Here is a 23,953-nt window from a genome sequence, read left to right on the forward strand (position 1 = left end):
CCGCCTGAAATGTCCCGCACCGCCGCTCTCCGACGCCTCGCGAAGCGGCCCGCCCTGTGGCTGCGGCGTGCCATTTTTGGCGTGCTGGCGCTGGGCTTGCTGCTGTTTGTGGGCACGCTGGCGGCGCTGCACGGCTTCATTCTGCCGCACATCAACGAGTGGCGCCCCCAGATCGAACAACAGGCCAGCCGCGCGCTGGGGGTTCAGCTGCGCCTGGGCGAGCTGCGCCACCGCCCCGAGGGCCTGGCCCCGGCCCTGGACTTGCTGGATGTGCGCCTGATCGACGCCCAGGGCCGTCAAGCCCTGCACCTGCCGCGGGTTTCGGCGGCGCTGTCGGCGCGCTCGCTGCTGGCGCTGGAGCTGCGGTTTGCGCGCCTGGAGCTGTACGCCCCGGAGCTGCTGTTGCTGCGCGACGCCAAGGGCCGCCTCAGCGTGGCCGGGCTGGACGTGGCCAGCGGCGCCAACACCGAGGCCTCCGACCAGCTCATGGACTGGTTCTTCAACCAGCCGCAATTCGTCATCAGCGCCGGGCGGGTGTTGTGGCAGGACGAGCTGCGCCAGGCTCCGCGCCTGGAGCTGCAGCAGCTGGAATTCAAACTGCGCAACGGCCTGGCGCGCCACAGTTTTGAGCTCAGCGCCACGCCGCCCGCGGGCTGGGGCGAGCGCTTCCGGCTGCAGGGCAGCTTCCGCCAGCCGCTGCTGGCGCGCGCGGGCGAGCTGCGCAGCTGGAGCGGCACGCTGCAAGGCGAGCTGCCGCGCGCCGATGTGCGCCAGCTGCGCCGCCACATCGACCTGCCCTTTGAGCTGGACGAAGGCCTGGGCCGACTGGCCGCCAAGGTCAGCATCGAGCACGGCGAGCTGCGCCAAGCCAGCCTGGACATGGCGCTGGACAAGGTGATGCTGCGCCTGGCGCCGCACCTCGCACCGCTGCAGCTGGCCAAGATTGAAGGGCGGCTGAGCGCCGCGCGCAGCGCCGAGCACTGGAGCCTGGAGGCGCAGCAGCTGGGCTTCATCAGCAGCGACGGCAAGGCCTGGCCGGCCTCGGACTGGTCGGTGCAGGTGCAGCACGCGCCCAACGACCCGCTGGCCGTGCGCGGCGGCAGCGTGCAGGCCCAGCACATGGACCTGGCCCAGGCCGCCCACATCCTGCAGCGCCTGCCCCTGGGGGCGCAGCAGCTGCAGGTGCTGGCGCAGATGCAGCCGCAAGGCCGCCTGGAACAGGCCAAAGCCAAGTGGGAAGGCCCGCTGCAAGCCCCACGCCGCTACCAGCTGCAAGGCGAGCTGCTGGGCCTGAGCCTGCGCCCCGGCGAGGCCAGCACCAGCGCGCCGCACCAGCTCGCGCGCCCCGGCGTGCAAGGGGCCGAGCTGCGCTTTGATTTGAACGAGCGCGGCGGCCAAGCGCGGCTGCGCATCAACAAAGGCAGCCTGAGCCTGCCCGGGGTGTTCGAAGAAGCGGCCCTGCCCCTGACCCAGCTGCAAGCCGAGCTGAACTGGCGCCAGGCCGCCACGCAAGACGGCGCGGCCTGGCGCCTGCAAGAGGTGGAGCTGGCCCAGCTGCGCCTGGCCAACGCCGATTTGCGCGGCGAGCTGCGCGGGCGCTGGCGTGCCAGCGCCCAGCCGCTGGGCGAGCTGGAGCTCAACGGCCAGCTCAACGAGGTGCGCGCCACGCGCGTGGCGGCCTACCTGCCGCTGTCGCTGGGCGCCCACGCCCGCAGCTATGTGCGCCATGCGCTGCTGGGCGGGCAAGCGCAGCAGGCGCGCCTGCGCCTGAAGGGGCCGCTGGACGAGTTCCCCTTTGCCCAGCCGCAATCGCGCGGCGAGTTCAGCGTGGCGCTGCAGGTGCGCGATGTGCGCCTGGCCTATGTGCCCAGCCACCCGGCCGAGGCCGGACTGCCCGCCTATGTCTCGCCCTGGCCGGAGATGGAGCGTGTGCAGGGCGAGCTGGTGTTTGAGCGCGCGGGCATGCAGCTGCGGCGCGCGCGTGCCCAGCTCATGGGCGTGGAGCTCAGCAATGTGCAGGCGCAAATTCCCGACCTGGGCCACAGCAACCCGGTGCTGGACGTCAGCGGGCTGGCGCGCGGCACGCTGACCGACATGCTGCGCTTTGTGCGCAACTCGCCGGTGGGCGGCATGACGCGCCACGCCCTGGACCAGGCCCAAGCTGGGGGCAACGCACAGCTGCGCCTGGACTTGAACATCCCGCTCAACCACAGCGACGCCACACGCGTCAAAGGCCAGCTGCAACTGGCCGACAACAGCCTGCGCCTGCGCCCGGACTTGCCGCAGTTCACCGACATCCAAGGCCAGGTGGACTTCAACGAGCGCGGCCTGCAGCTGGGCCCCACACAGCTGCGCACCCTGGGCGGCAACGCGCGGCTTGAAGGCGGCAGCCAGCCCGACGGCAGCCTGCGCTTTGGTGCGCAAGGCCAGGTCAGCGCCGAGGGCCTGCGCGCTGCCACAGAGCTGGGCCTGACCAGCCGCCTGGCCGGGTTCATGAGCGGCTCGGCCCCCATGGCCGTGGAGGTGCTGGTGCGCCAGGCCTACACCGAGCTCAACATCAGCTCCACCCTGCAAGGCATGAGCGTGGAGCTGCCCGCCCCGCTGCGCAAGGCCACAGACGAGCTCTGGCCGCTGCGCTACAGCCAGCGCAGCCTGCCCGACAGCCCCGCCGGTGTGGCGCGCGACGAGTTGCGCCTGGAGCTGGGCAAACAGGTGCAGGCGCACTATGTGCGCGAGCTGCCGCCCCAAGGCGAGGCGCGCGTGCTGCGCGGCGCCGTGGGCGTGCACGCGCCCCTGCCCGAGCTGCCCGCGCAGGGCGTGACGGCGCGCGCGGACACACCGCTGCTCTCGCTCGACGCCTGGCAGCGCGCTCTGCCGCGCCTGGTGGGCGAGGCCGCCGAGCATGGACCGGGCGAAGGCAGCTATGTGCCCAACCAGCTCAGCACCCGCACCCAAACCCTGCAGGTGGCGGGCTATGCGCTGAACAAAGTCGTGGCGGGCCTGACGCGCGACGGCCCCACCTGGCGCGCCACGGTGGATGCCGAGCAGCTCAGCGGCTATTTGGAATTCCGGCCCACCCTGGGCAGCCAGCCCGGGCGCGTGTATGCACGGCTGGGCCGTCTGGCGCTGCCGCGCAGCGAGGCCGAATCGGTGGAGCGCCTGCTGGAGCAGCCGCCGCGCTCCGTGCCCACACTGGACATCGTGGTGGAGGATTTCGAGCTGCGCGGCATGCGCCTGGGGCGCCTGGAAGTCCAGGCCCAGCAAGCGGCCGAAGCACGCGAGTGGCGGCTCAAGCGCCTGCTGCTGGACAACCCCGCCGCCAAGCTCAGCGCCCAAGGCCAGTGGGCGGCGGCCAGCGGGCGCAGCCAGCGCCAGACCGAGCTGGACTGGCGCATGGAGGTGCACGACGCAGGCGCCCTGCTCACACGGCTGGGGCACGCCGAGGTGGTGCGCAAAGGCCAGGGCCAGCTCAGCGGCCACCTGAGCTGGGCGGGCTCACCGCTGTCGCCCGACTACGCCAGCATGGCCGGCCAGCTCAGCGTGGACGTGCAAGACGGCCAGTTCCTGCGCGCCGACCCCGGCGCGGCGCGGCTGCTGGGCGTGCTGAGCCTGCAGTCCCTGCCGCGGCGCTTGCTGCTGGACTTCCGCGATGTCTACAGCCAGGGCTTTGCGTTTGACAGCTTCCGCGGCGAAATCCGCATCGAGCAGGGCGTGGCGCGCAGCGACAACCTCACCATGAAGGGCGTGCATGCCGTGGTGCGCATGCAGGGCAGCACCCATCTGGCCAGCGAGACCCAAAACCTGCACGTGCTGGTGGTGCCCGAGATCAACGCCGGTGGCGCGGCCCTGGCCTATGCGGCGGTCAACCCCGCGCTGGCCCTGGGCACCTTTGTGGCGCAGTGGCTCATTGGCAAGCCGCTGGCAGCGGCCAATACCGATGAGTTCAGCATCACCGGCAGCTGGACCGAGCCGCGCGTGGAGCAACTCCAGCGCCGCCGCGATGCACCTGCCAGCACCGAGCCTGGCGCCTCGGCGCCGACCTCCACCCCCACCGCCACGGAGCGCCCCTGATGCGAGTTGCCGCCCTGCAAATGGTCTCCAGCCCCGATGTGGCCCACAACCTGGCGCGCGCCGAAGCGCTGCTGCGCCAGGCCGCCGCTGCCGGTGCGCAGCTGGCCGCGCTGCCCGAGTACTTCTGCCTCATGGGGCTCAAGGACGAGGACAAACTCGCCGTGGCCGAAACCCCGGGCGATGGCCCCATCCAGCGCAAGCTCAGCGCCCTGGCGCGCGAGCTGGGCCTGTGGCTGATTGGCGGCACGCTGCCGCTGCGCTGCGCTGAAGCGGGCCGCGTGCGCAACAGCTGCCTGAGCTTTGGCCCCGATGGCGCGCTGGTGGCGCGCTACGACAAGCTGCACCTCTTTTGCTATGACAACGGCCGCGAGCGCTACGACGAAGCCCGCGTGCTGCAAGCGGGCGAGGCGCCGGTGCGCGCCGAACTCGGCGGCTGGCACACGGGCTTTTCCGTTTGCTATGACTTGCGCTTTCCCGAGCTCTACCGCCAGATGAGCCACAGCCCGGGGCTGCCGCCGCTGGAGCTCATCAGCGTGCCCGCGGCCTTCACCTACGGCACCGGCCAGGCGCATTGGGAGCTGCTGCTGCGCGCCCGCGCGGTGGAAAACCAGGCCTATGTGATCGCCCCCGCCCAGGGCGGACTGCACAGCAATGGCCGGCGCACATGGGGCCACAGCATGGTGGTGGACCCCTGGGGCGAGGTGCTGGCCTGCCACGCCGAAGGCGAAGGTCTGGCGCTGGCCACGCTCTCGCGCGAGCGCCTCAGCCAGCTGCGCCAGCAGCTGCCAGCGCTGCAGCACCGGCGCCCTGGCCTGACGCCATAGGTCAGCGCGGGCAGAAATTCAAACCGCAGACAGCCGGGCTTGATGGCGGTTTTTGGCCCAGTCGCATGGGCTGAACTTCGAACAATTGCGTGCATTCGTTCACGGTCGTTCGGAGCTTTTCCATCATGTTCAAAACCATCAAGGCGCGCCTGTCACTGGCCAGCGGGGTGCTGGTTGTGCTGTCTGTCGCCCTCACCGCCGTGGTGAGCTACTTCACGGTGCGCCAACATGTACTGGAAGTGTCAGCCATACAGCGCAGCACCCAGGACGATGTGCACGCTCAGTCCATTTCGCAGTGGGTGGAGAGCCAAAAAGCCCTGGCCCGCGCCACCGCCGAGAGCCTGGACCTGGAAGACCCGCGCCCGGCCCTGCTCCAGGCCACGCGCATGGGCGGGCTGGACCATGCTTTCTACGCCTCCACTGACGGTCAGTTCAGCATCATGCCCACCACCACGGTGCCGCCTGGCTTTGACCCGCGCACCCGCCCTTGGTATGAGCCCGCCACCAAGGCCGACGGGCCGGTGGTGTCGAAGCCCTTTTTAGCCATCGTCAACAACAAGCCCGTGGTGTCGTTTTCCATGGCGCGGCGCGACAGGGGGCAGCTGCTGGGCGTGGCGGGCATTAACGCCCCCATGGTCATGGTGACCACGGAGCTGGCCTCCTCCAAGCCCACCCCCAATGGCTTTGCCCTGCTGCTGGACAAAGACGAAACCGTGATTGCCCACAGCGACCCCGCGCTGGCCTTCAAACCCCTCAAGGAGCTCTACCCCGGGCTGACCTTGGAGGCGCTGCGCAAGGTCTCGGACTCAACCTCCAGCGCCGTGCGCATCCAAGACCGTGAGTACTACGTCAGCGTCACCCCGGTGGAGGGCACGGACTGGGTGATGGTGAGCTGTGCCTGGAAGCAAGAGGCGCTGGGCATGCTGAGCAAGCTGATGCGCAACACCTTGGTGACATTGCTCATCATCGGCTTGGTCTCGTCCTTGATCATGACGCTGGTGGTGCACCGCATCATGCGTCGCCTGGTTCAGGTGCGCGACGCCATGGTGGGCATCAACGCGGGCGGCGGTGGCGATTTGACCCAGCGCCTGGATGAGCGCGGCAGCGACGAGCTGACCGACATTGCCCAAGCCTTCAACGCCTTTGTCGAGCACATTGCCGACGTGTTGCGCGATGTGCGCCGAGGGGCGGAATCCATCACGGTGGCCTCGCGCGAGATTGCCACGGGCAGCCAAGATTTGAGTGCGCGCACCGAGCAGACGGCCTCCAACCTGCAACAGACCGTCACCACCATGCAGGCCTTGACGCAGACGGTGCAGCACAGTGCCGATTCAGCCCGCGACGCGTCCAGCCACGCAGGCACCTCGGCCGAAGTGGCCAACCGGGGTGGCGAAGTGGTGGCGCAGGTGGTGAGCACCATGGACGAGATCAGCAGCAGCTCGCGGCGCATTGCCGACATCATCGGCACCATCGATGGCATTGCCTTCCAGACCAACATCCTGGCGCTCAACGCGGCCGTGGAGGCCGCGCGGGCGGGCGAGCAAGGCCGAGGCTTTGCCGTGGTGGCCTCTGAAGTGCGCGGCCTCGCGCAGCGCAGCGCCGAGGCCGCCAAGGAGATCAAGTCCCTGATCAGCTCCAGCGTCGAGCGCGTGGAAGGCGGCGCCCAATTGGTGGGCCAGGCTGGTCAAACCATGACAGAGATCGTGGCGGCGGTGCGCTCGGTCAGCGCCATCATTGGCGACATCAGCCACAGCGCCGGCCAGCAAAGTCACTCCATCGGCGAGGTGCAGGAAGCCATCTCCGAGCTGGACCGCATGACGCAGCAAAACGCCGCCCTGGTGGAGCAGTCAGCCGCTGCCGCCGAGAGCCTCAAAGAGCAAGCAGCACGGCTGTCGGAGGTGGTGGGCGCCTTCAAGCTGAGCGAGTCCTGAAGCCCCACGCCATCAGCCCCCTTTGCTGTACCCAGATGCTGGAGATCTTCATGCTCAAAACTCTGCAAGCACGATTGTTGGCCGCCAGCGTGGCGGTGGTGGTAGCTGCGGTGGGCATGAGCGCCTTCATCAGCTACCGTACCGTGCAGGAGGGCGTCACTGACGACCTCTACGCACGCATGAGCCGCGATGACGACGCCGCGGCCGCCATCATCGTCGACTGGGTGCGCGACCAAAAGCGCCTGCTGGGCGCGCTGTCCAAAAACCTCGACCCCGAGCGGCCTGATGCCCTGCTGCAGCTGACCCTCAACGCCACGCGCCTGGAGCGCGCCTACTTTGGGCGTGCGGACAAGCACACGGTGATGCTGCCCGCGGCCGACCTGCCCCCGGACTTCGACCCCACCTCGCGGCCTTGGTACAAGTGGGCCGTGCAAGCGCAAGGCCCCATCCTGACGCCGCCCTTTGATTCGGTGGCCGACGCCAAACCCATGCTGGCCTTTGCCACGGCCGTGCGCCAAGGCGACAAGGTGCAGGGCGTGATGGCGGCCAACATCAGCCTGGACTTTCTGGTGCGCGAATTGGCAGCACGCAAACCCACGCCCGGCGGCTTTGCGCTGCTGGTCAACGCCTCGGGGCAAATCGTGGCGCATTCAGACCCGCAACACCTGCTCAAAAAGCTCGGTGAGATCTACCCCAGCCTGAACCCCGAGCTGCTCGATCAAGCCAGCAGGCGGCCCTCGCCGCTGGTGCACGAGGGCACGCGCTACTTGGTGTTGAGCGAACCCATCGAGGGCACGGACTGGATGCTGCTGACCGCCGCGCTGGAGAGTGAGGCCCTAGAGATGCTGCACGAGATGAGCCGCGCGAATTTGACAGGCGCGCTGATCGAGGCCGCCGTGGCGGCAGTGATTCTGGCGCTGCTGCTGCGACGGTTGCTGCGCCGACTGGACCAGACCCGCCAGGCCATGATGGGCATTGGCGCGGGCGATGGCGGCGACCTCACGCAGCGCCTGGATGAGGGCGGCAGGGATGAGCTGGGGGACATGGCGCGGGCCTTCAACCGCTTTGCAGCCCACATCGGCAGCGTGCTGCTGCGCGTGCGCGACGGGGCGGAGTCCATCACCCTGGCCTCGCGCGAGATTGCCTCGGGCGGGCAGGACTTGAGCGCACGCACCGAGCAGACCGCGGCCAGCCTGGAGCAAACCGTCACCACCATGCAGCTGCTCACCGAGAACGTGCAGCGCAATGCCAGCTCGGCCACGGAGGCTGCCAAGTTCGCCAGCACCTCGGCCGAAGTGGCCAACCGCGGCGGCGAGGTGGTGCAGCGCGTGGTCAGCACCATGAACGACATCAGCGCCAGCTCACGGCGCATTGCCGACATCATTGGCACCATCGACGGCATTGCCTTTCAAACCAACATCCTGGCACTCAACGCAGCCGTGGAGGCGGCGCGGGCCGGTGAACAGGGGCGCGGCTTTGCCGTCGTGGCGGCGGAGGTGCGCGGGCTGGCGCAGCGCAGCGCCGAGGCGGCGCGGGAGATCAAAACCCTCATCAACACCAGCGTGGAACGCGTGGAGACTGGCGCCGAGCTGGTGGATCAAGCCGGACACACCATGACGGAGCTCGTCGCGGCGGTGCGTTCGGTCAGCGCCATCATTGGCGACATCAGCCAGGGTGCGGTGGCGCAAAGCCGCTCCATTGGCGAGGTGCAGCAAGCCATCAACCAGCTCGACCAAATGACGCAGCAAAACGCCGCGCTGGTGGAGGAATCAGCCGCCGCGGCCGAAAGCCTGAAAGACCAGGCCCTTCAGCTCTCCACCCTGGTGGGGGAGTTCAAGCTGGAGGCCCACGATGCGGTGGGTCAGGGGCGCGCGAGCTGAAAGTGCTCGGGCTCGGGGTGGGCCTCAACCTGAGCGCCTTCAGGCGTGAACTTGGCGCGGCAGCGCAGCCGCCAGGCTTCAAAAGCTTGCAGGCCCGGCACCGGCTGTGGATCGGGGTGGGCGGCCAGCAAATCCTGGCGCAGCACCAGCTGGGCGGGTCGGCCCACGCGCAGGCTGGCGCCGAGCATGTCGGCCTTGCCAGGCACGGGCTGGCAAGACTCCAGCTGCAGTTGCAGCAACACCCAACCCTCACGCAAGGGATGGGGTTCCCAGCTCAGCACGCGGCCGCTGAGTTGGGTGAGGTTCTCCGTCACTGGCATGCTCATGGTGGGCGTCCTCAGGGCTGGACGAGTCGGCGGCCATCAGGCAGCGCGCCAACGCCGTGCTGATGGGCAAGCCCGTGTGCGACTCGTAATAGCTGTAAGCCGGCATGGGGTTGACCTCGAAACAAACCCATGAACCGTCGGGCGTGCGCCGCAAGTCTATGCCAGCCATGCTCAAACCCAGCTCTCGTGCCAGGGTCAGGCATCGCGCCTGCACCTCGGCGGGCAGATCAGTGGGGCGCAGCCGCGCGGTCTGCTCGCCGCGCCCGTAGCGGTAGTCCACCGCTGTGCAGGCAATGCTGGCGGCCAGGCATTGCGAGCCCACCACATGCACGCGCACATCCTCCCCCGGCACCAGGGCCTGGAACTGCACGGGCAGCTGGCGCAGCTGCTGCAGGCGCGGCAGGTCGGCCTCGGTGAGCTCGCGCACGATGGAGCGCACGCCGCTGATGGATTTGTAGATCACACGCCCATGCAGCTCGCGAAAGGCCTGCACCTCCTGCGCATCGCTGCTGACCAGGGTTTCAGGCACGGCAAAGCCGCTGGCGGCAATCCAGTGCGCCTGCATGGGTTTGGCGTTGTTGGTGTTCATGGCCGAGGGCCGGTTCACCACCAGACAGGGCGCCACATCCAGCCAGTGCAACAACTGCTCGGCGCGGGCCGACACGGTTTGGGCCTGCTGCGGCGAGGCCCAGCGGCTGCCCGGGCTCAGCAGCCGCGCGTAGATGGCGCGCACCTCGCTCAAGGGCAGGCGCTGCCCGGCCAGGCGCAGCCAGCCCTGCAGCTGGCCGTGCTGTAAATCGAATTGCAGCCCGTCCTGCGCCAGGGTGCGCAGCTCCAGAAACTGGTGCGGCGCACCCTGCTCTTGCAGCGCCTGCAGGGCCATGGTGATGGGCGGGTCGTCAGACCGGCCGATGATCAAAATCATGATGTTTGCTCTCTGGCTCTGCCGTTCAAGGCCACGCCTGCGGACGCGGGCTCCTCACGCCACCAGCGCAGCAAGCCCGCAGCCACACACTCCACCGCAGCAGCGCTGGCCTGGTTGGGGCATGGCAGCACGGCCACCAGGCGCAGCGGCGCCTCGGGCGGGCCCAGGCGCTGCCAGCGCAGCTCCAGCACGCGCAACTGCAGCTGCTGGGCCAGGGCCTGCGCCCGCTGCAGCAGATCGGCCGCATCAGGCGGGGGCGGCATGCGCGTGCCACGCACGTTCAACCAGCTGGCCTGGCCCCAAGCCAGCAAGAGGCGCCAGGGCGCGTCCTCGCTGCGGGCAGCTAAGTCGGGCACAGGTTGCGCTGCGCTGGGTGGCTGAGCCTCGGTCTGCAGCGCCTGGTGCAGCACGGGGTGCAGCATCAGGCCCAGCTGCTGCGCGGGCAGCAGCCAGTGCAGCAAGGCCAGGGCCGGGGTGGGTGAGCAGTGCGCACGCTGCGCGGGCTCGGCCTGGCTGCCCCACTCCGCCAACCAGCTGCTGACCAAGGCCTGCAGCTCGGCGGCGGCGTAGTCGCGGTCTTTGGCCGGGCTGCGCGCAAAGGCGGGCTGGGGCAGCGCCTGCACGCGCGACCACACCCGCTGCACCGTGCGGCTGCAGATGACGCGCCCATCGGCCAGGGTGAGCCGCGTTTGCAGCCGCCCCTGGGCGTCTTGCTGCAGCGCCCAGGCCGCCGAGGCCAGGGCCTCGGGCGCCACTTGCAGCAGCTGCTCGCCCAGGCCCGGCCGCAGGCGCTGGGCCACGGCCTGGGCCAGGGCGTCGCGCGCATGCGCCAGGATGAGCAGACTCATGGCCGGTTGTCAAAAGCGCGCTTGGCAGAGGCGTCGCCCCGCGCCATGCGCTCCTGCAAATCGGCATGGTCGTCACCGGCATCAGGTGCGCCAGCCAGGTCGGGGCGAAGCTCTGCCCCGATGAAGGGCTGCGCACTCATCTCCGCGGCGGCAGCACCGCCCGCCTCCAGCTCGGCCACGCGTTGCTCCAGCGACATGACCACCTGCAGCAAGGCGCTGTCGCCCTCGCTGTTGATGCTGCCCAGCGGGTCGCCGCCGCCCCCACCGCCACCGGGTTTTTCAAAGACTTCTTTGCGCGGCTTGATCTCGACGCGGTCCTTCAAATCCTTGCGTTCCTTGACCACTTCCTTGACCTCTTTGCGCAAGTCTTTGGTGATTTCCTTGCGCAGGTCTTTGAGGTCTTTGCTGGCTTCTTTGCCGTCTTTGCGCAGGTCTTTGCGCAGGTCTTTGGCGTCTTTGATCAAGCTCTTGCAGCTCACCGCCACGCGCGCCGTCATGGTGGAGGCGGAGGCCGAAATCTCCGTCACCGAGACGCAGGTGTCCTGGTTGGCATAGCTCTTGGAGTTGGGGTTGGCGCTGGCGTTGAAGCTGGTGTTGTTGCTGCTGCCGGGGTAGGGGTCGCCGCCATCGCCACGGCCGCGGTCCAGCTCCAAGTCGCGCCGACCATCGGCCTGCATGAGGGCCACTTTGTAGTGGTTCTCATCGGTGTTGCCGGACTGCGCTTCGTCGATGTGCCAGATCAAGAGCCCGTCGCCCGGCAGCTGGGCATCAAAGCCCGCGCGCTGGCGGTTTTCCAGCAGGAAGTACTCGTTGCCCCCGGCACCATCTTTCCAGAGCCGGTGCACGGTGCGGCTGGTTTTGACATCGGGCAGCGACAGCGTGCTGCTGCTGGTGACGTTGTTCACCGTCACCCAACCCTGGTTGGCCTTGCACCAGGCGCTGGGGTGGGCGGGAATGTCGCCGCCGCCGTTCCACGAGCCGCCAGCCATCAGGCACCAGTTGCCAATGCCCTCGGAGCTGTAGTCGGTGTCGTAGAGGTCGGGGAAGCCAAACAGCAAATGCCCCAGCTCATGCGCGCACACGCCCAGGCGCGCGTCTTCGGGAATGGTGAGGTAGGCGTAGATCTGCTTGCCATCGGCCGCGTAGGCGCTGGGCAGCGTCCATTTGTGCGACCAGATGTCGCCCGAGTTGCCCGTGACCTCGCCACCCGAGCCCGCGTGCACCACGATGAAGGCGTCCACATAGCCGTTGCCATCGTTGTCGTAGAGCCCGTAGTTCACCGTGGGGTTGGCGGCCACGGCCGCATCGCGCGCCAGGATGTTGGCGCGGGGTGTGCCGCTGGGCTGACCAATGCCGAAGTTGCTGTTGGCATACCAGGCCAGGGTTTGCGGCATGGTGAAGGGGCCCACCACCTCGCCGACGATGTCCACCAGGTTGTTGCTCACATCGCGGAAGTACTCCTTCACCGAGCCGTGCGGCAGCACGCCCGAAGAAAAGAACAAATCGCGAAAGCGTGCCGCCGCGCCCGCGCTCATGGGGCGGTCGCTGAACTGCGCCAGCACCACCACCACGCGCAGCGCACCACGCAGCGGCGCGCGATCGGCCGCCGCGCTGCGAATGGCACTCATGGCCGTGCCCACGGGGAAGTTCTCGGGCGGCAGAATCATCCCGTCGTTAAAGCCCAGCATGCGCGGGCCACGCGCCAGGCTCAGGGCAGCGGCCAGCGTGTCGCTGGCGCCAGCGCGCGCCGTGGCCAGCTCGGCACGCAGTTTGTCCATCAAATCGGGGTGGGGCGCCACAGCACAGAAGTCTGAATGGCGCGCACGCACGGCGGCGCAGGCAGGCCGCAGGGGGCGGTAAGAACGGTCCATGAATCCTCCTTGAATCGCTGTCTCAGCGTGAAGAGCCAGGCGGCGCCACAGCGGCACTGGGCCCGGCTTGGCGTGAGTCTGGGAGGCCAGGCGCGCTTCGCTTATCCCTAGCTTGACGGTTTTGGGCCCCACCCCCTGCTGAACTAGGGGGGTGCGCCAGCCGCGCGAACACCGCGGCAAAGCCCGGCCTGTTCAGGCCATGGCGGCCAGCGCGTGCGCACTACAGTGGCTGACATGTCCGCCCTGCCCCGCCCCTTGCTGCTGCCGCTGGCCCTGTTGCTGGCGCTGCTGAGCGGCTGCGCCACCCCGCTGGAGCCCGAGAGCGCGCGGCTCAGCACCATCGAGCGCCTGCAGCTGTCCAGCTGGATGCCCGCCGCGCTGCGCCGCCAAGTGGCGCTGGGCAAGGTGCAAAGCGAGCGCATCAGCGAAGCCTGGTTTGGCACCTCGGTGAACACCCCGCGCCTGCGCGTGGTGCTGGACGACTTGCTGCGCGACACCGGCCTCAACGCCCCCGACCCCAAACTCGCCCGCTACGAGCTGCACACCAAGCTGCTGAGCCAAGACGCCAGCTGGCCCCAGCCCGGCGACAGCAAGGCCACGCTCTACCTGGAATTCCGCCTGGTGCAGCGCGAGGGCGAACGCCTGGTCTACCTGCGCCAGATGCGCGTGCACCAAACCCTGGGCTGGGAGCGCAGCTGGACCCAACCCGGCCAAGGCGGCCGCCTGGCCCTGGAAGCGGCCATGCGCCAAAGCCTCAGCACCTTGCTGCGCGAGCTGGCGGAGCTGCCGATTGAGGGTTGAGGTGTGAAGGCTGAGGTGTGAGCGGCAAGCGCCGCAGTGCTCAGCCCTCGGCGGGCAGCAGCTCCAGCACCTCGTCACCGTAGCGGTCCACCTCGCCGGTGCTGCGCCACCCGAGGTGGCGGTAGAAGCCGTGTGAGCGGTCGCGCGGGTCGGGCGAGCAGCCCAAGAACAAGCGCGTGTGCCCCAGCTGGCGCAGCAGCGCGCCGACCAAGCCCAGCAGATGGCGCCCCACGCCGCGGCCCTCGTGGGCGGGCATCACCACCAAGACCACCACCTCGCCCGTGCGCGCCGCGCCAAAGCAGTAGGCCACGATGGCCCCGCCCTCCAGGGCCACAAAGCCGGGCAGATCGCCCGATGCCGTGTCCGCGGCCCAACTCTGCGCGGTGATGCCCAGCTCCGCCAGGCGCTGGACCGACACCGGGTTCTCGCGCGTGAGCCCGCGCAGGCGCAGGCACTCGGGGGCGTCTTGGGGCGTGGCGGGCCGGTAGCAAAGCGTCATGGCGGGGGTGTGCAAGGTTGGGGCCGGGGGCGCGCGGCAGCGGGCCTCATGGGTGGCCCGCATCTTGTCACACCCCCATATCGATATAGCCATTCCGTACGCTTCATCCGCGAGCACTACAAAGGCGCGGTGGTGCCGGCGTTTTGAGTTGGCTGTTGATCGTCCATGAAAAAACCCGGCCAAGCCGGGTTTTTTGCGAGCAGAGCCCCCTGCCAACATCAGATTGCTAATCGCATTACTTGATCTTAAGTAATGCGTTTATTAAACTTCTCCCACATGACTCAGTCTGACCACATCCTCGAACTGGCCCTGCAACGGCGTGTGCTGCGGGCGGCGGATGTGCGCGAGCAAGGCTGGTCGCCGCAGCTGCTGATTCGGCTGCACCAGTCGGGCAAGCTGCAGCGCATCGCCCGGGGTCTGTATGGACTTCCTGAAGCCGAAGTCACTGAACACCAAACCCTGCTCGAGGTCTGCCAACGCGTCCCCAAGGGCGTGCTGTGCCTGCTGAGCGCGCTGCAATTCCATGGCATCGGCACGCAGCTCCCGCACGAGGTGTGGCTCGCGCTGCCTGAAGGCAGTCAAACTCCAGCGCTAAGCTACCCCCAGCTGCGCATCACGCGCCTGCGTGGCCTGGCATATCGCGAAGGCATTCTGAGTGTGACCGACCACGGCGCCGCCATCCGCGTTTACAGCGCCGCCAAGACGGTGACGGACTGCTTCAAGTTCCGCAACAAGATCGGTCTGGACGTGGCGCTGGAGGCGCTGAAAGACGCTTGGCGCAGCCGCAAGGTCACCATGGCCGAGCTGAGCCACTTCGCCAAGATCAACCGGGTCGAGCGCGTGATGCAGCCCTACCTGGAGGCCATCGCGCTGTGAGCGGCAACCTCAGTGCATCGATCCTGGCTCGGCTGCTGGCGCTGGCCAAGCAGCGTGGCGACGACTACAACCTGCTGCTCAACCGCTTCGGCATGGAACGCCTGCTGGCTCGGGTCAGCCACTCACCGCACGCCGACCGCTTCTTGCTGAAGGGCGCCTTGCTCTTTGCGCTGTGGTACGACACGCCACACCGGCCAACCCGGGACGCCGACCTGCTGGGCTTCGGCCCCGACGATGCGGCCCACCTGATCGCCACCTTCCGAGACATCGCCGCGCTGGACCTGAGCGACGGCATCGTGTTTGACCCCGATGCCGTGAAGGCCGAGGCCATTCGCGAAAGCAACACGTATGGCGGCACACGCATCACCCTGGTGGCGCGCATCGCAACGGCACGCTGCACGCTGCAGATCGACGTGGGCTTCGGCGATGCCGTCACGCCAGGGCCGCAGACCGCGGCTTACCCGACTTTGCTGAACGACTTCCCACGCCCAACGCTGCGGGTCTATCCGGTCTACACCGTGATCGCCGAGAAATACCAGGCCATGGTGATGCTCGGGCAGGCCAACAGCCGCATGAAAGACTTCTTCGACCTGGCGGTCATTGCACGGCGCACAGAACTGAACGGCGCCACGCTGGCAGCAGCCATCGCCGCCACCTTTGCACGGCGCCAAACCGCCCTGCCCACCGAGCGCCCACTGGCACTGACCCAGCAGTTCAGCGAAGACCCGGCCAAGCTGAAGCAGTGGCAAGCCTTCCTGAACAAAAACCGCATCGAAGCCTTGAGTCTGGAAGACACCATCGCTTTGCTCAATGCCCTGCTGTGGCCACCGACCCAGGTTGCCGTGGCCAACACCCAAGCCACGGCCACTTGGCGCCCCGAAACCTTGAGCTGGGGTTGAAAGCCGAACCAGGGTTTGAGCCGCTCCGGCCATGAGCGGAAATGGGCAGCCCGCTGATGCCCGTCACTGCCTCGAAACGCCTCGTCGCAGAAGGTGTTCGGCGTAACGATCTCAGGCCGTGCCATTGGCACTGGCGCTCCACAAGTGCCCTGCGTTGCGGACCAAATCAAAGTAAGAAATCAGCTGCGCCTGTTCGGCTTCGATCGAGCTGTTCAGCATGCCTGGTTTTGCTACCTCCATGGATTGCGACACGGTGTCAGCCAGGATGCGCTTGCCAGAACCCGATGCTTGCGCCAATGCAATGGGTTTGGTCCCTCGGCACAAAGCCACATAGACCTCGGCAAGCTCGCGCAGTGACACCAAACCGATCACGTCAGCTGGAAACGGTTGGACTGGCACCTGAGGCACATTCAACGTGCGTGTCGCGTCAACCAAGCCAGCTTTTTCAACCCACGAATTCGCGTCACCTGTTCGCCGGCATGTCTTCTCCAGCAACTTAAAAGCATCTCGTTTGGAATGCCAAAGGCTGCAAAGAATGGCCAGCCATACCGCGTGAATCCGCGCAGGGCTTTTGAACCCGGAGGCCGCTGCTTCCATAAGATCCAGTACCTGCAGCTGAGACCGAAGGTCGTGCGGGATTCCGTCAAACACCCAAGCCAACATGCCTGCTGCACCGGAACCATAGTCATCGGACTGATAGCCCAGCGGCGGCTGCACCCAGCAGCATCGGTCCTCTTTGAGGATGGGCCGCTCCTCCAACCACGCGGCCAGCTTCTGAGGCCCCGTGGCGGGTGGCAGCGCCACCACGCTGTCGAAGAACCGCTGCAAATAGGTGCGGCCATCAAAGCCTGCGCCGTAAACACCGCTGACGGTGTAGGCCAGTTGGTCCATGTGCGTGGCCACCACCACGCACATGCCAGGCACATTGAACACGTGCTTGATGGCTTCGAGCAAGCCCACGGCAAAGCTGGGTTTGCAACGGTCCAGTTCGTCGACGAACACGAACAGCGGCGTGAATGCTTGATTGCTGGGCGACAGCGCTTTGATCACCTCAGCCAGCTGGCGCTTGAATTCCACTATCGCCTTTTGGCGTTGAACGTGTTCGTCCAATTGGACTGTGAATAGCGTGTCCAGCGCATCTTCTGCGGACTTAGTTGGCAGCACATCGCCCACTGTTTTGCCATTGAAGTAACGAGCAATGTAGGGCCCTAGCCAAGGGACTCCGCTGATGACCTCCGCCCATCCGCCAACGCTGAAACCTGTCGCCTGTTTCAACACAACATTGCCTAGGAACTTGGTCATAGAAAGCGCAACGCGCCCAAGCTGCTCGGACGCAGCACGAATTGCACTCAAACCGGCGCTTTTTGCCTGCGCGGTGATGCCAGCCGTATTCAATGCCTCGCTCAACGCGGCCCGCAGTTCGCTTTGAAACGCCGGCATCGGGTCGGCGGCAAAGTCAGCGGCCCAAGCATTGAAATTGACCACCGCACAGGCCTGCTTCTTGCCCTGCGGGCCTTTCAAGTCCTGCTGCCAGCATTCCAAAAAGAAAGTTTTCCCCGCGCCCCATTCCGCATCCAAGGCCAAGGTATAGGCCTGGGGACCTTCTGACACTCCGCTGCGCTGTACTTTCCGATCAGAAACTGGGTCAAAAAATCCGCATAGGGTTTGCGCTTGAAAGCGTCTTTTTTCCAGTGATCGGCTTGGTCGTTGTTGGTTTGCTCCATGGCAACCCCTCCTCTGTCGCCGTGAATCTTGGCACAGGCTGCGTCTCGCTTGGGCGTTGAGGCGGCGCCAGCCAAGCGCCCTGCGCAACCATCTTCGAGCATGGCTTGGGGCGATTTATGGGGCGTATTGGGCGGGGTCGGGGCTGAGACCCCTCAGGGGTGGCCGCTGCCGGAATAATGGGCCTCTTGCTCCACCAACCGCGCCGCGCCCCCCATGGTTCTCAATGTCATCTGGATTGCCTTTTTCTTGATCGGCCTGGCCGTGGCGCTGTGGCGCGCCGCGGCGGGGGATGGGCAGGTGCTGGCTCAGATGTTGAGCGGCATTTTTGACACCGCCAAGGTCAGCGTGGACATCTCGCTGGGCCTGGTGGGGGTGATGTGTTTGTGGCTGGGCCTCATGAAGGTGGGCGAGCACGCGGGGGTGATCCAGCTGCTGGCGCGCGTGCTGGCGCCCTTGCTGGCGCGGCTGATGCCGCAGGTGCCGCGCCAGCACCCGGCCAATGGCGCGGTGGTGATGAACGTCAGCGCCAACATGCTGGGGCTGGACAACGCGGCCACGCCGCTGGGGCTCAAGGCCATGCAGGAGTTGCAGGCCATCAACCCCAAGCCCGACGAAGCCAGCAACCCCATGATTTTGTTTTTGGTGCTCAACACCGCGGGCATCACGCTCATTCCCAGCTCGGTGATTGCCATGCGCCAGACCCTGGCCATGGAGCAGGGGCTCACGGGCTTCAATGCGGCCGACATCCTGCTGCCCACGCTGGTGGCCACCTTCATCTCATTCACCTCGGGCCTGCTGGCGGTGGCCTGGGTGCAGCGCCTCAAGCTGCTGTGCCTGCCGGTGCTGGCGCTGTTTGGCGGTTTTGCGGCCCTCATGGGCGGGCTGTGGTGGTGGTTGCAGGGCTTTGAGCCCGCGCAGATGACGCGCGTCATGGGCGCCCTGGGTGCGGGCAGCATCTTGCTGCTGATGGGCAGCTTCATCGCCGTGGGGGCGTGGCGGCGCGTGAATGTGTACGAGAGCTTTGTGGAGGGCGCCAAAGAAGGCTTTGGCGTGGCCGTGCAAATCATTCCCTACCTGGTGGCCATGCTGGTGGCGATTTCGGTGTTCCGCACCAGCGGCTGCATGGACTTGGTGGTGGGCGGCGTGGCGCGCGGCGTGGCCAGCCTGGGCCTGCCCACCGAGTGGGTGGCGGCCCTGCCCGTGGGGCTGATGAAAACGCTCTCGGGCAGCGGCGCGCGCGCGCTGATGGTGGACGTGATGAACACCTACGGCGTGGCCAGTTTTGAGGGCCGCCTGGCGGCCATCATCCAGGGCTCCACCGAGACTACCTTCTACGTGCTGGCGGTGTACTTCGGCAGCGTCAACATCCGCAAGACCCGCCACGCCCTGCCCTGCGCGCTGGTGGCCGACCTGGTGGGCCTCATCGGCGCCATCCTGGTCGGCTATGCCTTCTTCGCTTAACGCGTGGCGCGGCGGCGCTGCGACCAACCCACCAGGGCCAGGCCGCCGAGCATCAGCGCGTAGCTGCTGGGCTCGGGCACGGCGCTGATTTGCATCAGGCGGTCCACACCGCTGTCGGGGTGCTGCACGTTGACGTAGGCCAGGTTGGGGTCGTTGAGGTCGAAGTACAGGCCCGTGGGCTCAGCGCCTTTGGTCGACAAAGTGGCCCAGCGGCCGACGGATTCGGCCACGCCGTCATGGTCTTCATCGCGCGCAAACCAGATGTCGGCCATGCCGCCGGGCTGGTCTTCGACGATGTAGATGTTGCCGTCCGCGTCCATGGCCAGGTTGTCGGGGTTGGTAAAGCTCGCGCCCACGGCAGCACCGGTGGCCATGTCCAGGGTGTCGCGGCTGACGAAGCGCTTGACCTCCATGGTGTCGAGGTTCATGGAGAACACCTCGTGCGTGGTGGTGGTGGTGAAGAACAGCAGCTGCGTGCCGTCGGCCAGCGTCTTGATCTCCATGTCCTCGGGGCGCATGTAGTTGGTGCCACGGAAGGCGTCGATATTGGCCGTGGCACGGCCATCCACGCTGGTGATGCCGTTGCTGTCGGTGATGGTGGCGGCCCCGGCCAGGGCAAGGCCGTTGGCGTCGGTGAAGTCCACCCAGCTGGCGCGGCCGGTGGCGCTGTCGGTCAGGCCATCACCCACGCGCAGCACCGCGTTCACGCCGCCGTTGAAGTAGGTGGCGCCGCTGGTGGGCGTGGCCGAGCTGTAGCGGTAGATGGCGCCGCCATTGGTCTCGTCGATGAAGTAGAGGTTGTTGTTCTTGTCAAAGGCCAAGCCCTCGTGCGAGACGCGTGCCACGGCGTTGCGGTGCTCCACCACGCCCGTGCCAGCGCCAGCGCTCAGGGGGTTGGTGAGCTCCAGCAGGCGCCCGTACTTGCTGCCCGTGCCCCAGCTCTCTTCGGCGCTGAGGTAGGTGCCAAAAGGCGTCCAGCGCGAAGCGTCCATGGAGACGTAGTCATTGCGGTTGGCCGCGTTCCACAGCGTCACCATGCTGCCGGTGTTTTTGTCGTAACGCTGAATGCCGCCTTGGCTGGTTTCAAAAGGCATGAACAGGTAGCGCCCGGCGTCCGCGCCGGTGCGGTTGGAGTCGATCATGTCCCAGCTGCCGCTGTTGAACTGCCCCAAGCCCAGCTGGGTGCTGCGGTCCGCCAGCGAACGCTGCTGCCACTGCGCATGGCCCAGGCCTAGCGGTGCGGTCTCGGGCAGCGAGGCCTCGGCCACCGAGCTGGTCAGCGGCGTGAAGTTGCTGAAGTTGCTGCGCGGGCCTTGCGCCTGCGCGGTGCCAGCCAGTGCCAGCAATGCGGCCAAAGTCAAAAGCGTGGGTTTCATGGCGGTTCCTTGATGTGTTGAGAGCTGCGCGCACATAAAGCACATCGGTGCACACACAGCACGCAACGTTAGAAACCGCACATGACAGGGCGATGGCAGCGCACAGCACGCCACAGCGTCATCACCCCGTCATGAATCCACCCCGCGACTGCCGCTCACAACGAGTAGTTCACGCTCAGGCGCAGCTGGCGCGTGTCACCGAGGGTGACCACGTTGTTGTTGAGCGCACCGCCGTAGACCGTTTTGTCGGTGAGGTTGCGCACATTCAGCGCCACGCCCCAGCGCGGCCCTTGGTAGCGCAGCGCGGCGTCGAGCACCGCATAGCCGGGTATGGCGAAGTCATAGCTGTAACCCCGGCGCTGGCTCATGCCGCGCAGGCCCAGCCCCACGCCGACCCCGGCCAGCGGGCCACGGACGATGTCGTACTGGCTCCAGGCACTGAGGCTGTGGCGTGGCACGTTGTTGACGCGCCGTCCGCGCTCCGCGGCGTTGTTGCTGCGGCTGACTTCAGCATCGGTGTAGCCGTAGGCGGCATTGACACGCCAGCCCGGCGCCAGCGCCAGGCCCGCCTCCAGCTCCAGGCCACGGCTGCGGTGTTCACCGTCTTGCACGTTGAAGCCGGCATTGACCGGGTCGGGCGTGAGCACGTTTTGGCGACGCAAGTCGTACAGAGCGAAGCTGGCGCTTTGGCGGCCGCCTGCCCCCTCGTACTTGATGCCGCCTTCGATCTGGCGCCCGCGTTCGGGCACGAAGGCGCGTCCGGCACGGTCGCTGCCGACCACGGGCACGAAGGAGTTGGCCAGGCTGGCGTAGGGCGCCCAGCCCGGTGCCATTTCGTAGACCACGCCAAGCATGCCCGTGGTGGCCGAGTCGCCCTGGGTGCTGCGCTTGGCGGTGCGCTGGTCGGTCAGCTGCGCGCGCAGCTGGTCGTGGCGCAGGCCGTAGGTCAGCACCAGACCGGCGTCGAGGTGCAGTTGGTCGCGTGCGTACAGACCGGCGCTGCGCAGCAGTTCGCTGTTGTCACGCGCGGCCCCGGTGCAGACGGTGTTGAGCGAGAAGCGCCCGTAGCTCGGCGTGTAGAGGTCTTGCGTGCCCAGATTGGCCGTGCTGCAGTTGTTGGCCGCACTGCGGCCGCTGAAGTGCGCCAGATCCAGGCCCAGAGTCAGGCTGTGGCGGCCCAGGGGCGAATTCGCGCGCCCGCGCATATGGGTGTCCAGCGCCAGGGCGCGTTGGTCATCCGAGGCCAAGGTGCCGGTACGCGCCTGGGTGCGCTCGTCGGCCGCCAGCGTCGCGTGGTAGGCCGCCACGCGCTGGGTCAGCTGTGAGTCGTCCCAACGCGCGTTCTGGTGCAGGCTCCAAGCGCTGTTGAGCTGGTGCTGCAACTCCCAGCCCAGGCGGGTACGGCGGGTGTCGTTATGGCCCAGGCTGGGGTCGCCCAGGTAGAGCTCGCGGCGCACTGGGCCGTTTTTGTTCGGCAACACGGTGCCCTTGGGCGGCAGTCCTTGGTTGCGCAGCCAGGCGCGGTCCTGGTAGCTGCTCAGCAGCGTGAGCTGCGTGGCCTCGCCCAGTTGCAGTTGCAGGGATGGGGCGACGTAGGCGTTGCGGAAGAACACGTGGTCGGTTTCGTCATCGCTGTCATTGACCAGCGCCGCCACGCGCCAGGCATGGCGCTGCTGCTGCGCAAAGCTGCGGCCCACATCCAGCGTGGCTTCCTTGAAGCCATGGCTGCCAGCGTTGAGCGCCAGCCGCGTGAAGGCCTCGCGCTGTGGCCGCTTGCTCACCACATTGACCATGCCGCCCGGGCGCACGCTGCCAAACAGCAGCGAGGCCGGACCCTTGAGCACCTCCACGCGCTCGGCGCCGAACAACTCCTCAGCCGGCATATAGCCCGGGCGCATGGTCATGAGCCCGTCGACGAATTTCTCCTGACCAAAGATCTGGCCACGGATGCCGATGTCGTCAAACCCGCGGCGGCCGCGCTCGCCCGCCACCACGCCGGCCACACCGCTGAGGGCCTCGGCCAGGCTCTTGGCCTGGGTTTGATCGATGCGCTCGCGCGTGACCACGCTGATGGACTGCGGCAACTCCAGCAGCCGGGTCTCGCCCTTGGTGGTGGTGGTGGCACGGCCAGCGCTGTCGTCCTGCGCCGCGCGGGCTTTGAGCACGGGCAGTTCCTGCTCAGCCGGGGGTGGGTTTTGCGCCTGTGCCGCGGCACAGAAGGTCCAAGTCAAACCGGCCGCCCAAGCCAGGCGCGAGGGGCGGAGGTTGCAACGTGATGCAAGCATGTTCGAGATCCAGCAAGTGTTGAAGACTTCACTGGCTGGCAACAGGCTGGCAGGTGAGCACGCCCGAAACAGGCGGGTGGCGATTATCTATGCCAAACCGCCCTCCAGCGCCGTGGGCATCGAGGTTGGGCTCGGATCGGCCTCCTGCGCGCACAGCTCCACGCGGTTGCGGCCCAGGGTTTTGGCGCGCAGCAGCGCGGCGTCGGCGCGCGACAGCAGCTCGTCGAGCCCGCCGGGAATGGCCTCAAACGCGCCCAGGCTCACCAGGCCCGCGCTGATGCTGGTGCGCGGCGCGCCGGGGCCCACCTCCACCGCTTGGCGCAGGCGCTCGGCCACTTGCATGGCGCTGGCCACCTCGGTTTCGGGCAGCAGCACGGCGAATTCCTCACCGCCCAGGCGCCCGAGCTGGTCGCTTTGGCGCAGCGTCAGGCGTGCCTGCTGCACGGCCTCGCGCAGCACGCGGTCGCCCACGCGGTGGCCGTATTGGTCGTTGATGTGCTTGAGGCTGTCGAGGTCGAAAAACAGCAGCGACAGCGCGTGCCCGTAGCGGCGGCAGCGCGCCAGCTCCATCTCGGCTTGCTCCAGCCAGGCCGTGCGCGTGAGCGAGCCTGTCAGCGCATCCAGCCGCGCCAGCTGCATGAACTCCTCGCGCAGGCGCTGCGAGGCCAGCAGCAGCACGCCCAGCCCCATCATCAGCAGCGTGGCGCACAGCGCCAGAAACATGGCGCCATGGGGCACGTCCAGCGAACTCGGCCATAGCAGCTGGGCCAGGCACAGCGCCAGCAGCGCCGCCTGCGCGGCCTGCACCCCTTGCAAATAGCGCCCCGCAGCACCCATGCGCTGACCCTGCCACAGGCGCTGCAATGCCCAGCTCAGGCCCGCCGCGCCGAGCAGGAGCAAGAGCGCCTCGGCCCGCGCCTGCGGCCAGAGCTGGTGCGCCAGCTGAATCAGCACCAGGCAAGCACTGACCCAGCCTGCCAGCGCAGCCAGCTGCAGCGGTTGCCCGAAAAAACGCTGTGCACCCAGCACATAGAGCGCGGCCGCGCCCAGCACCAGGCCGTTGGCCAGCGTGACCACCAGCGCCGCAGGCCACTGGCCCCAGGCCGCGTAGGCCAGGCAGCCCGCCGCGCACAGCAGCGGTGCCCAGGCCCACAGCAGCATGCCGGGGGTGTCTCTAAGGTGGTGGCGCCGCACGCCCAGCAGCACCAAGCCCATCCACAGGCCCAGGGCCGAACCCACCCAGGCCAATGCACGCATGTCGATTCCGTCCACGGTTCACCCCGCGCAGCCGCCACACCCTCCGCAAAAACCTGTCTTTGTGCGTGTGCCGCGCCCCACTGCCCATGCGCGCAACG

The 23,953-nt window shown here is 67.5% G+C and carries 16 protein-coding genes and 2 pseudogenes; 8 read left to right on the forward strand and 10 right to left on the reverse strand.

The features are described 5' to 3' along the window. Nucleotides 1–9 precede the first annotated feature (9 nt). The 4 genes from ACG0Z6_RS04430 to ACG0Z6_RS04445 all read left to right on the forward strand — a co-directional run bounded on the left by ACG0Z6_RS04430 (nucleotide 10) and on the right by ACG0Z6_RS04445 (nucleotide 8,706). Nucleotides 10–4,071: a YhdP family protein gene (locus ACG0Z6_RS04430; protein ID WP_394458896.1), complete on the forward strand. Its 4,062-nt coding sequence runs from the start codon at nucleotides 10–12 to the stop codon at nucleotides 4,069–4,071. Further along, entirely contained in the window at nucleotides 4,071–4,895 is an 825-nt protein-coding gene (locus tag ACG0Z6_RS04435; RefSeq protein ID WP_394458897.1) for a carbon-nitrogen hydrolase family protein, read from the forward strand. The genes ACG0Z6_RS04430 and ACG0Z6_RS04435 overlap by 1 nt, the downstream gene beginning before the upstream one ends. A 125-nt stretch (nucleotides 4,896–5,020) precedes the next feature. Beyond that, nucleotides 5,021–6,826, forward strand: a complete 1,806-nt coding sequence (locus ACG0Z6_RS04440) for a methyl-accepting chemotaxis protein (RefSeq protein ID WP_394458898.1) — start codon at nucleotides 5,021–5,023, stop codon at nucleotides 6,824–6,826. 50 nt (nucleotides 6,827–6,876) lie between these two features. Further along, a complete protein-coding gene (locus ACG0Z6_RS04445) occupies nucleotides 6,877–8,706 on the forward strand; it encodes a methyl-accepting chemotaxis protein (RefSeq protein WP_394458899.1) in 1,830 nt (609 codons plus the stop codon). On the opposite strand, the gene ACG0Z6_RS04450 is transcribed toward ACG0Z6_RS04445, so the two are convergent. The 4 genes from ACG0Z6_RS04450 to ACG0Z6_RS04465 are packed head-to-tail and all read right to left on the reverse strand — an operon-like array spanning nucleotide 8,688 to nucleotide 12,676. Then, on the reverse strand, nucleotides 8,688–9,032 hold the full coding sequence (locus ACG0Z6_RS04450; protein ID WP_394458900.1) for a hypothetical protein: 345 nt from the start codon (nucleotides 9,030–9,032) through the stop codon (nucleotides 8,688–8,690). The genes ACG0Z6_RS04445 and ACG0Z6_RS04450 overlap by 19 nt on opposite strands. Beyond that, nucleotides 8,956–9,957, reverse strand: a complete 1,002-nt coding sequence (locus tag ACG0Z6_RS04455) for an ATP-grasp domain-containing protein (RefSeq protein ID WP_394458901.1) — start codon at nucleotides 9,955–9,957, stop codon at nucleotides 8,956–8,958. Before ACG0Z6_RS04455 ends, ACG0Z6_RS04450 begins: the two co-directional genes overlap by 77 nt. After that, the gene (locus tag ACG0Z6_RS04460; RefSeq protein WP_394458902.1) at nucleotides 9,954–10,805 is read right to left on the reverse strand and encodes a hypothetical protein; all 852 of its coding nucleotides are present in this window, start codon (nucleotides 10,803–10,805) and stop codon (nucleotides 9,954–9,956) included. Before ACG0Z6_RS04460 ends, ACG0Z6_RS04455 begins: the two co-directional genes overlap by 4 nt. Then, nucleotides 10,802–12,676, reverse strand: coding sequence for a M6 family metalloprotease domain-containing protein (locus tag ACG0Z6_RS04465; RefSeq protein WP_394458904.1), 1,875 nt, complete (start codon nucleotides 12,674–12,676; stop codon nucleotides 10,802–10,804). The genes ACG0Z6_RS04460 and ACG0Z6_RS04465 overlap by 4 nt, the downstream gene beginning before the upstream one ends. Nucleotides 12,677–12,910: 234 nt before the next feature. Here ACG0Z6_RS04465 and ACG0Z6_RS04470 point away from each other — a divergent pair, with 234 nt between their 5' ends. After that, nucleotides 12,911–13,477 (forward strand): hypothetical protein, encoded by a 567-nt coding sequence (locus ACG0Z6_RS04470; protein WP_394458905.1) that lies wholly within the window; start codon nucleotides 12,911–12,913, stop codon nucleotides 13,475–13,477. A 40-nt stretch (nucleotides 13,478–13,517) separates the two neighbouring features. Here ACG0Z6_RS04470 and ACG0Z6_RS04475 read toward each other — a convergent pair whose 3' ends face one another. Then, nucleotides 13,518–13,976, reverse strand: coding sequence for a GNAT family N-acetyltransferase (locus ACG0Z6_RS04475; protein WP_394458906.1), 459 nt, complete (start codon nucleotides 13,974–13,976; stop codon nucleotides 13,518–13,520). Between the two features lie 276 nt (nucleotides 13,977–14,252). On the opposite strand from ACG0Z6_RS04475, the gene ACG0Z6_RS04480 reads away from it, so the two are divergent. Together ACG0Z6_RS04480 and ACG0Z6_RS04485 are read left to right on the forward strand one after the other, a co-directional pair. Continuing rightward, entirely contained in the window at nucleotides 14,253–14,852 is a 600-nt protein-coding gene (locus ACG0Z6_RS04480; RefSeq protein ID WP_394458907.1) for a type IV toxin-antitoxin system AbiEi family antitoxin domain-containing protein, read from the forward strand. Continuing rightward, on the forward strand, nucleotides 14,849–15,751 hold the full coding sequence (locus tag ACG0Z6_RS04485; protein ID WP_394458908.1) for a nucleotidyl transferase AbiEii/AbiGii toxin family protein: 903 nt from the start codon (nucleotides 14,849–14,851) through the stop codon (nucleotides 15,749–15,751). The genes ACG0Z6_RS04480 and ACG0Z6_RS04485 overlap by 4 nt, the downstream gene beginning before the upstream one ends. 111 nt (nucleotides 15,752–15,862) lie before the next feature. Here the strand turns inward: ACG0Z6_RS04485 and ACG0Z6_RS04490 are convergent, their stop codons facing one another. Then, nucleotides 15,863–17,362, reverse strand: a complete 1,500-nt coding sequence (locus tag ACG0Z6_RS04490; RefSeq protein WP_394458909.1) for a KAP family P-loop NTPase fold protein — start codon at nucleotides 17,360–17,362, stop codon at nucleotides 15,863–15,865. 327 nt (nucleotides 17,363–17,689) lie between these two features. On the opposite strand from ACG0Z6_RS04490, the gene ACG0Z6_RS04495 reads away from it, so the two are divergent. After that, entirely contained in the window at nucleotides 17,690–18,937 is a 1,248-nt protein-coding gene (locus ACG0Z6_RS04495) for a nucleoside recognition domain-containing protein (protein WP_394458910.1), read from the forward strand. Here ACG0Z6_RS04495 and ACG0Z6_RS04500 read toward each other — a convergent pair. The 4 genes and pseudogenes from ACG0Z6_RS04500 to ACG0Z6_RS04515 all read right to left on the reverse strand — a co-directional run. Beyond that, a pseudogene (locus ACG0Z6_RS04500) lies at nucleotides 18,934–19,032 on the reverse strand (PEPxxWA-CTERM sorting domain-containing protein); the annotation flags it as partial. The gene ACG0Z6_RS04495 and the pseudogene ACG0Z6_RS04500 sit on opposite strands and share 4 nt — an antisense overlap. 30 nt (nucleotides 19,033–19,062) lie before the next feature. Further along, nucleotides 19,063–20,358, reverse strand: a pseudogene (locus ACG0Z6_RS04505) (alkaline phosphatase PhoX); the annotation flags it as partial. A 110-nt stretch (nucleotides 20,359–20,468) separates the two neighbouring features. Further along, complete coding sequence (locus tag ACG0Z6_RS04510) at nucleotides 20,469–22,598, reverse strand: TonB-dependent siderophore receptor (RefSeq protein WP_394458911.1); 2,130 nt, start codon at nucleotides 22,596–22,598, stop codon at nucleotides 20,469–20,471. An 87-nt stretch (nucleotides 22,599–22,685) separates the two neighbouring features. Continuing rightward, nucleotides 22,686–23,855 (reverse strand): GGDEF domain-containing protein, encoded by a 1,170-nt coding sequence (locus ACG0Z6_RS04515; protein WP_394458912.1) that lies wholly within the window; start codon nucleotides 23,853–23,855, stop codon nucleotides 22,686–22,688. Nucleotides 23,856–23,953: the final 98 nt, after the last annotated feature.

This window comes from Roseateles rivi, assembly GCF_043555845.1.
GTDB classification, from domain to species: Bacteria; Pseudomonadota; Gammaproteobacteria; order Burkholderiales; family Burkholderiaceae_C; genus Roseateles; species Roseateles rivi.

Excerpts from the sequence above, each read along its gene's own strand:
- ACG0Z6_RS04430 (WP_394458896.1), top strand. The coding sequence starts at position 10 with ATGTCCCGCACCGCCGCTCTCCGACGCCTCGCGAAGCGGCCCGCCCTG.
- ACG0Z6_RS04435 (WP_394458897.1), top strand. The coding sequence starts at position 4,071 with ATGCGAGTTGCCGCCCTGCAAATGGTCTCCAGCCCCGATGTGGCCCAC.
- ACG0Z6_RS04440 (WP_394458898.1), top strand. The coding sequence starts at position 5,021 with ATGTTCAAAACCATCAAGGCGCGCCTGTCACTGGCCAGCGGGGTGCTG.
- ACG0Z6_RS04445 (WP_394458899.1), top strand. The coding sequence starts at position 6,877 with ATGCTCAAAACTCTGCAAGCACGATTGTTGGCCGCCAGCGTGGCGGTG.
- ACG0Z6_RS04450 (WP_394458900.1), bottom strand. The coding sequence starts at position 9,032 with ATGAGCATGCCAGTGACGGAGAACCTCACCCAACTCAGCGGCCGCGTG.
- ACG0Z6_RS04455 (WP_394458901.1), bottom strand. The coding sequence starts at position 9,957 with ATGATTTTGATCATCGGCCGGTCTGACGACCCGCCCATCACCATGGCC.
- ACG0Z6_RS04460 (WP_394458902.1), bottom strand. The coding sequence starts at position 10,805 with ATGAGTCTGCTCATCCTGGCGCATGCGCGCGACGCCCTGGCCCAGGCC.
- ACG0Z6_RS04465 (WP_394458904.1), bottom strand. The coding sequence starts at position 12,676 with ATGGACCGTTCTTACCGCCCCCTGCGGCCTGCCTGCGCCGCCGTGCGT.
- ACG0Z6_RS04470 (WP_394458905.1), top strand. The coding sequence starts at position 12,911 with ATGTCCGCCCTGCCCCGCCCCTTGCTGCTGCCGCTGGCCCTGTTGCTG.
- ACG0Z6_RS04475 (WP_394458906.1), bottom strand. The coding sequence starts at position 13,976 with ATGACGCTTTGCTACCGGCCCGCCACGCCCCAAGACGCCCCCGAGTGC.
- ACG0Z6_RS04480 (WP_394458907.1), top strand. The coding sequence starts at position 14,253 with ATGACTCAGTCTGACCACATCCTCGAACTGGCCCTGCAACGGCGTGTG.
- ACG0Z6_RS04495 (WP_394458910.1), top strand. The coding sequence starts at position 17,690 with ATGGTTCTCAATGTCATCTGGATTGCCTTTTTCTTGATCGGCCTGGCC.
- ACG0Z6_RS04510 (WP_394458911.1), bottom strand. The coding sequence starts at position 22,598 with ATGCTTGCATCACGTTGCAACCTCCGCCCCTCGCGCCTGGCTTGGGCG.
- ACG0Z6_RS04515 (WP_394458912.1), bottom strand. The coding sequence starts at position 23,855 with ATGCGTGCATTGGCCTGGGTGGGTTCGGCCCTGGGCCTGTGGATGGGC.